Genomic DNA, 8,119 nt, shown 5'->3' with positions numbered 1-8,119 from the left:
GCGCCGCCCCTCGCGGCGCACCCCGCGCCGCCTCACGCGCCGGCCGCCGCGCCGCCCGCCGCGCCGCCCCACGCGCAGGATCCCGCCCCGGCCCCCGCACCCCCCGCCCCGGAACCCTCCGACGCGCCCGCGCAGGTCCCGTCCGTCCTCGGGCACGGCACGCTGCGCCGGGCCGCCGAGGTGTTCTTCGCCGGACAGGCCGAGGCCCTCGGCGGGGACGCCACGGCGCCCGTCCTCCTCGCCTACCTCCAGAGCACCTTCCGCCCCGTCCTCACCACGTGCGCCGTCGGAGAGCTGACGGCGCCGGAGCTGAGCCACGCCGCCCGCACCGTCCTGCTGCTCGCCCGAAGCTACGCCGACCAGTGCGCCTTCGCCGCGTCCCGCCGGACCCTCGGCCGCGCCGCCTCCCTCGCCGAGCTGGCCGGCGAGAGCGCCACCCGGGCCATCGCCCTGCGGATGCTCAGCCAGGACGCCCTCGACCACCACCAGTACGCCGTCGCCCTCTCCTACGTACGCCAGGCACTGGAGGCGGCCCCGCGCGCACCCGCATCGGTCCGGGCCTACGTCGCCGTCCAGGCCGCCCACGTCCACGCGGCCCTGGGCCACCGGGACTCCGCTCTGGCCTGGCTCGACGCCGCGGGCGGACTGCGGGGCCGGCTCCTCGTGGACCCCGACCCCTTCCACACCTACCCTCCCTCCGCCCTCGACTTCAAACGCGCCGTCGTCCTTGATCTGCTGGGCGAGCGCGACGCCGCCCACGCGGCCCTGGACGCCTCCCTGGCGACCCGCCCCGAGCAGCAGACGCGGGCGATCGCGCTCACCCACGTCGAACGGGCCCGGCTGTACCGCCGCGACGGACGCGAGGCGGACGCGGCGGCCGAACTGCGCCGCGCGCGGCATCTCAACCGCGGCGTCCGCTCACCCCGCGCCGCCCGCGAGATCGAGCACCTCGGGTCCGCCGCCCACCCGTCGTGATCGCGCCACGCGGCCGCGGAACCGGCCGCGCGGACGGTTGCCGGCCGGGGGCGCGGCCCAGCACAGTACGGGCTATGACCTCCGCGCTGACCTCCGCCATGACGCCCGCAGAGCTGCTCCGGGCCTTCGCCCGCACCCGTGCCTCACTCGACGGCGCCGAGGTCACCTTCTGGTGGTCCGGCGACGTCCACTCCTGGGGTCCGGGCGAGCCCTACCGGCGCCTCTTCGGCTTCGAGGGCGTCAACGCGGCCCGCCTCCTGCCGGACGAGGAGAGCGGCGGCCACCAACTGCTGACCAGGGAAGCGGCCTTCTACCTGGACCCGGTGACCCGCGAGATCATCGAGACCTGGCAGGGACGCCCGGTGGTCCACGTCTGGAACGACCCGGCCAATCAGAAGCTTCGGCCCCACCCGGTCCCCGTCACGGACCTGGGCGAGCAGATCTGCTTCAGCCTGGAGATCCCGCTGGCCTACCCCTCCCCGCTGCCCGTCGCGCAGTACCCGGCCCACTCGGCGGACGACACCTACCGCGCCCTGGAACTCTTCCAGTTCTTCGCACCCGCGACCGTGCTCACCACCGACGAGCCGAGCGTCCCCGCCACGATGTCCTGGACCCGGATGTCCCCCTACCTCCCCTGGATGGAACAGGGCGCCCGCCCCGGGGGGCTCGCCTTCCACTGCCGCGGGAGGAAGCTGGCGTCCTACGCGGAGGTCCCCGAGCGCACCCGCGCGTACATCGCCGCCCACCAGCCGCGGTTCGCACACGCACCGGAGAAGTGGTCCGAGCCGAACGAGACCAGCTGGACCCACTTCCGCAAGCTCGTCCCGCCGCGCACGGCCTGACGTCCGGCCCCGTAGCGCGGCCGACGGCCTCCTTCGCGACGCCCACGGGGGGAGCGAGAGGGGGCGGACAAGGGTTTTCCCCGTATCGAGTTCACCCCGCATTTGCCTACTGTCTGCCCACCGGCGATCATCTCCTGGCCGCATGGCCCACGCGCCAACCCCACATGGCGTGATGCCGCGCGGATCAGGAGGAGCCACCGGTAACGCCGTTGCCCTGCCCCGCCGTCGCGGCCGGAGCAACGAGGCGCGCGGCGGCGGCCGGCGCGGGTTCGACCAGCCCGCACCGGCTCCGCAGCCGCCGGTACACCTCCCACACTGCACCGACCGGCCGATCCGGCCCGCCCGGAACGGCCCGCGAAAGGGAACACTGTGCACGCATCCAGACGAAGGCTCATATCCGTGGTGGCGATGTCCGTCACCCTGCTCGCCGGATCCGCCACCACCTCCGTGGCACTGGCCACCGCGGACCCCGCCGCCCCCGCCACCGCGGTTCCCGCGCCCGCCGCGCCGGTCGAGAACCTCATCGTCGGATACAAGGCCTCCGCCAGCGAGGCCAGCTCCAACGCCGCGGCCGCCGACGACGCCGCCGCCAAGGGGAAGAAGGTCGGCAAGAAGGCCACCTTCGACCGCCGCCTCGGCACCGGAGCCGCGCTCGTCAACCTTGGTTCGGCCGTCGCCCCCGCCGCCGCGGCCGACGTGATGGCCCAGTTCCGTGCCGACCCGGACGTCGCCTACGTCGAGCCCGACTCGCGTGCCTACGCTCTGGCCGCCACCCCGAACGACACCGAGTACGCCCGCCAGTGGGACCTCTTCGAGCCCACCGCCGGCATGAACGTCCCCGCGGCCTGGGACAAGACCACCGGCTCCGGCGTCACCGTCGCCGTGATCGACACCGGCTACGTCGCGCACTCGGACCTCGCCGCGAACGTCGTCGCGGGCTACGACTTCATCTCCAGCTCCACCGCGGCCCGTGACGGCAACGGCCGCGACGGCAACCCCGCCGACGCGGGCGACTGGAGCGCGGCCGGCGAGTGCGGCGTCGGCTCCAAGGCCAGCGACTCGTCCTGGCACGGCACCCACGTCGCGGGCACCATCGCCGCGGCCACGGGCAACGCCAAGGGCATCGCGGGCATCGCGTACGGCGCGAAGATCCAGCCCGTCCGCGTCCTCGGCAAGTGCGGCGGCGCCACCTCGGACATCGTCGACGCCATCACCTGGGCCTCCGGCGGCAGCGTCCCCGGCATCCCGGCCAACACCACGCCCGCCAAGGTCATCAACATGAGCCTCGGCGGCTCGGGCGCCTGCGGCACCAGCTACCAGAACGCCATCAACGCCGCCGTCGGCCGCGGCACGACCGTCGTGGTCGCCGCCGGCAACAGCAACGCCGACGCGTCCGGCTTCTCGCCCGCCAGCTGCAACAACGTGGTCAACGTGGCCGCCAGCAACCGCACGGGCGACCGCTCCTTCTACTCCAACTACGGTTCGATCATCGACGTCGCCGCCCCGGGCGGTGAGACCCGCCGCGCCACCGACACGCCGGGAACCATCACCACCCCCGAGAACGGCATCTGGTCCACCCTGAACACCGGCGCCACCACCCCCGGCGCCGAGAACTACGAGCCGTACCAGGGCACCAGCATGGCCGCCCCGCACGTCGCGGGCCTCGCCGCGCTCATGGTCGCCGCCAAGCCCACGCTGACCCCGGGCCAGATCGAGTCGGCGATCAAGACGAACGCCCGCCCGCTCGCCGGAACCTGCACCGGCGGCTGCGGCGCCGGCCTCGCCGACGCGGCCGCCACCGTGACCGCGGTCACCTCCGGCCCCACCACCCCGGCGCTGGAGAACCTCACGGACTACACCATCGCTGACAACGGCACGGTGGAGAGCCCGATCACGGTCTCCGGGATCGCCGGCAACGCCCCGGCCACCCTCAAGGTCGGCGTGACCATCGCGCACACCTACATCGGTGACCTGAAGGTCGACCTGGTCGCCCCCGACGGCTCCGTCTACATCCTGCACAACCGCGCGGGCGGCAGCACGGACAACATCAACACCACCTACACGGTCAACGCCTCCACCGAGGTCGCGAACGGCACCTGGAAGCTCCGCGTGAACGACAACGCCGGCGGCGACACCGGCAAGATCGACGCCTGGAAGCTCACCTTCTGATCCGCCCCTGATCCGCTTCTGATCCGCGCGGTCCCGACCGGTCCGGTCCTCCGACCAGGCCTGACGGAGCGATAGTACGGACCAGCACAGCCCGCCGGACCTGCCCGTACACCCCGTACCGGCAGTTCCGGCGGGCTTTCACGCGCGCCGGCTGATTTCTGCGTCACAATCCGGGTCCACCGGGCAGCCGACCTCGTATTGTCGCGTCTCACAGGAAAGGCACAGGAGCTGGGGATCGAGAGGCTGGTGGCTGTGCGTGGTGGCGGCGACGGGGCACGCTGACACAAGCGTCGGACAGGGCGAACTGATCAAAGCGGTGGACCGCGCGCTGACCACGCACGGCCGGGCGCTGCTCACCGGACCGGCCGGCGCCGGCAAGACCGAGGTCGTGCGCGCCGTCACCGCGGCCGCCGAGGCGCGCGAGGAGACGGTGCTGCGCCTCGCCCCCGAGGCCGCCGACCAGTGGATACCCGAGGCATCCGCCGCCGCACTGCTGGCCTCCGTACCCGCCGCCGCGCTGGAGCGGCTCTCCGGTCCGCAGCGCACCGCGATCGCCCTGCTCCGCCGCGAGGCCGACGCCCCGGGCGCCGGTCGCGACCACGTCGCGCTGCGCCTGGCCGTCGTCGAGGTGCTCCGCACCCTCGCCGCCCGCCGTCCTCTGCTGCTCGTCATCGACAACGCCCAGTGGCTCGACGCGGAGAGCACCGGCCTGCTCCGCTTCGCGCTCCGCCTCACGCCGCCCCGCGTCCGGGTCCTGGTCGCCGAGTGCGTCCAGGGCGGAACCCCGGTGGGAGAGCCGCTCTGCGGTCCCGGCACCCCCGCGATACGGGTTCCCCCGCTCGGCGCCGACGAAGTGGCCGAACTCCTCTCCCGCCGGGGCCTGCCCGCCCGCCTCGCGGGACGCATCCACCAGGCGAGCGGCGGAAACCCCCGTCTCGCCCTCGCCCTCGGCCACTCCCTCGCCGAGTCCCGCGACGGCTCCGCCCACCACGCCGACACCCTGCCCGTCTGCGGGCAGGCCCGCGAGGTGGCCCGCCGCCTGCTCGCCGAGGCACCCGCGCAAGCCCGCCGCACCCTGCTGCTCGCCGCGCTCGCGGCCCGCCCCACGACCGCGCTGCTGCGCCGGGCCGGCCGCCCCGACGCCGAGGCGGAACTGGCCGTGGCCGAACGGGCCGCCCTGATCCGCGTCGCCGAGGACGGCACGGTCGAGTTCACCGCCGGCGCCCTGCCCACCGCCCTCGCCGCCGACGCGGGCTGGCCCGAGCGCTCCGCCGCGCACGCCGCGCTGGCCTCCGCCGTCGACGACCCCGTCCAAGCCGTACGCCACCGCGCGCTGGCCGTCGACACCCCCGACCAGTGGCTCGCCGCCGAGATCACCGAGGCCGCCGCGGCCTGTCGCCGCCGCGGCCAGCGGGCCCTGGCCGCGGAGCTCGGCCTGCTCGCGGCCGACCGTACGCCGTCCTGGCTCGCCGGCGAGGAACTGGCCCGGCTCGTCGGCGCCGCCGAGGACGCCGGCTGGGCCGGCCGCGCCGACCTGGCCCGCCGCGCCACCCGCGCCGTCCTGGCCCGCGACGCCTCCCGGGCCGACCGGGTACGCGCCCGGCTCGCCGTCATCGACGCCGCCGGGCAGGCGCTGGGCGCCCTCGACGAGACCTTCGCCTGCGCCACGGACGACGCCGCCGGGGACCCCTCCCTCATGGCCGCCGTCCGCCTGCGGGTCGCCTGGAAGAACAACCTGAGCGACGGCGACCCCGTCCGCTCCCGCGACGCCGCCGCCGAGGCCGGCGCCCTGGCCGCCCTCGGCGGCGACCAGGTCGCGGAGGCGATGGCCCTGACCGTACGGGCCCGGATGGGCCGCATCCTCGGGGACCCGGACGCGGAGGAGATCCTCGCCGAGGCCCTCGCCCTGCCCGCCCCCGAGGTGCCGCTGGGGATGCGCCACGCGCCCCAGTACCTCGCCGTCCGGCACGCGCTCTTCGACGACCGGATCTCCGACGCCCGCCGCCAGCTGATGGAACTGCTCCCCGCCGTGCAGCGGACCGGTTCCTCCGAGGACGTCTTCGAGGTGCTGCGCAGCCTCACCGAGGCGGAGCTGCGCGGCGGCCGCTGCGCCGCCGCCTCCGCCCATGCCCGGCGGGCCCTGGAGCTGACGATCGAGGCGGGCCTCTCGCCCGGCCCCGCCTGGTACGTCGCCTCGACGGCAGAGGCGATGGGCGGCAGCTTCGCCCGCGCCGCCGGATACGCCCGGCGCGGGATACAGGCCTCGCGGGAGGAGCACGACCAGGTCTTCCTCACCCGCAACCTGCACGCGCTCGGCCTGGTCGAACTGGCCACGGGGGAGGCGGCGAAGGCCGTGGCCACCCTGAACCGGGTCGCCGAACTGGAGGCCGCCCAGCAGGTGGTGGACCCCTCGATCCTGCGCTGGCACGGCGAGCTCGCCGAAGCCCTGGTCGCCGCGGACGCGCCCGCCGAGGCCGCCGAGCTGATCGACTGCGTCCGTACCGTCGCCCTGTCCCTCGGCCGCACCGGGGTCGTCGCCGCCCTGGACCGGGCCCGGGGCCTGTGCCTGTCCGCCCGGGGCGACGCCGACGAGGCCGTCCGGCTGCTGGAGGACACGGCCGCGCGCTTCGCCGGGCTGGGCCTGCCGCTGGAGCGCGGCCGGACGCTGCTCGCCCTGGCCCGGGTGGAGCGCCGCCGGCGCCGGCGCGCCCCCGCGCGGGCCGCGCTCACGGCGGCGGCCGAGGTGTTCGAGCGGGCCGGGGCGACCCCGTGGACGGAACTGGCGCGCGAGCCGGCGCCGGCCGAGGGGAGCCGTACGGAGGCGGCGGCGTCCCTGACCGAGGCCGAGACCCGGCTGGCCCTGCTCGTCAGCCAGGGAGCCAGCAACCAGGAGGCGGCGGCGAAGCTGTTCCTCAGCGTCAAGACGGTGGAGGCGCGGCTGACGCGCATCTACCAGAAGCTCGACGTCCGGTCCCGGGCCCAGCTCGCGACCGCGCTGCGCGCCCACTGAACGCGGGACGGCCGCCCGGCTCCGGGGAGCGGGGCGGCCGACGCCGTACGGGACCGGTCAGCAGGTCAGGTTGCTGCCCGGCGTCACGCCCAGCAGCTGCGTGAAGCTCTGGTACTTCGCGACCCGGCTCTGGACCTGGGCGGGGTTGCCGCCGTTGCACTCCAGCGCGCCGTTGATGGAGCGGATCGTCTCGCCGAAGCCCGCGCCGTTCACCATCGCGGCGTGGGCGGTCATGGTGCCCGGACCGTTCTGGCTGTTCCAGTACCAGAGGGCCGTCTTCATGGCGACCGCCGGGTCCTGCTCCACGAGGTAGGGGTTGGCCAGGAGGTTGATGCCGAGGGCGTCACCCGCCGCCTTGTAGTTGAAGTTCCAGCTCAGCTGGATCGGCCCGCGGCCGTAGTACGCGGCCTGGCCGGCCGGACAGCCGTACGGCTGCGTGGAGTCGCAGTAGTGCGGGTAGTTGGCCTTGTTCTGCTCGACGATGTGGACCAGTCCGCCCGTCTCGTGCGAGACGTTCGCGAGGAAGGCGGCGGCCTCCCGGCGCTTCACGGTGTCGTCGCCGGTGTTGGCGAACGCGGGGTAGGCCGACAGGGCCGCGACCAGGCCGTTGTACGTGTAGAAGGGGTTCCGGTTCGGGAACATCTGGTTGAACTGGGCCTCGGAGACCACGAAGCCGGAGGGGTCGGGATCCGGGTCCTGGCCCCCGCCGCCACCGCAGACGCCCTGGTCCGCCCAGACGCCCCACTGCCCGGTGGTGCCGGGCGTCTCGCCCTGCGTCCACCACTTGGCCTGCCAGTTGCGGCCGCCGTGCGAGGCGCTCATGCCGTTCGTGTACACGGCGGACGAGGCCCAGGCGCCGGCGCAGGGGGCCGCGGCGGAGGCGGGGGAGGACGGAAGGGCGATGGCGAGGCCGACGGTGACGGCCGCGGCGGCGGCCAGGGCCAGGGCACGGCGGTGAAGCGCGCGTATCACGTAACTGCTCCTTCGGTGGGGGTAGTTGCCGTGGGGGCGGCACATGGGTCCCACTGAAGCGAAACTGGTCTGGACCTGTCAAGGTCTAGACCAAAACAAACCGCGCCGGCGCGACGCGGGGGCGCGCCGGCGCGGCGAATGCGGGGGGTCA

General features: G+C 74.9%; 5 protein-coding genes. 4 read left to right on the top strand and 1 reads right to left on the bottom strand.

The annotated features are described in order from the left end of the window. The 4 genes from ACFWUQ_RS30510 to ACFWUQ_RS30495 form a co-directional block, all read left to right on the top strand. Positions 1-975 (top strand): hypothetical protein (locus ACFWUQ_RS30510; RefSeq protein ID WP_384544484.1); only part of this gene is annotated, 975 nt, incomplete at its 5' end. Between the two features lie 74 nt (positions 976-1,049). Next, a complete protein-coding gene (locus tag ACFWUQ_RS30505) occupies positions 1,050-1,817 on the top strand; it encodes a DUF1838 family protein (RefSeq protein WP_384544482.1) in 768 nt (255 codons plus the stop codon). Between the two features lie 408 nt (positions 1,818-2,225). Further along, positions 2,226-3,986: a S8 family serine peptidase gene (locus ACFWUQ_RS30500; RefSeq protein WP_384544486.1), complete on the top strand. Its 1,761-nt coding sequence runs from the start codon at positions 2,226-2,228 to the stop codon at positions 3,984-3,986. 256 nt (positions 3,987-4,242) lie between these two features. Beyond that, positions 4,243-6,996 (top strand): AAA family ATPase, encoded by a 2,754-nt coding sequence (locus ACFWUQ_RS30495; RefSeq protein WP_384544480.1) that lies wholly within the window; start codon positions 4,243-4,245, stop codon positions 6,994-6,996. A 57-nt stretch (positions 6,997-7,053) separates the two neighbouring features. Here the strand turns inward: ACFWUQ_RS30495 and ACFWUQ_RS30490 are convergent, their stop codons facing one another. Beyond that, positions 7,054-8,013 carry a glycoside hydrolase family 19 protein gene (locus ACFWUQ_RS30490; protein WP_384544478.1) on the bottom strand — a complete coding sequence of 320 codons (960 nt, stop codon included), beginning with the start codon at positions 8,011-8,013 and terminating at the stop codon, positions 7,054-7,056. Positions 8,014-8,119: the final 106 nt, after the last annotated feature.

The sequence above is a fragment of the Streptomyces sp. NPDC058662 genome (assembly GCF_042716255.1).
Lineage (GTDB): Bacteria > Actinomycetota > Actinomycetes > Streptomycetales > Streptomycetaceae > Streptomyces.
This window is presented reverse-complemented; position numbering and strand designations above follow the sequence as displayed.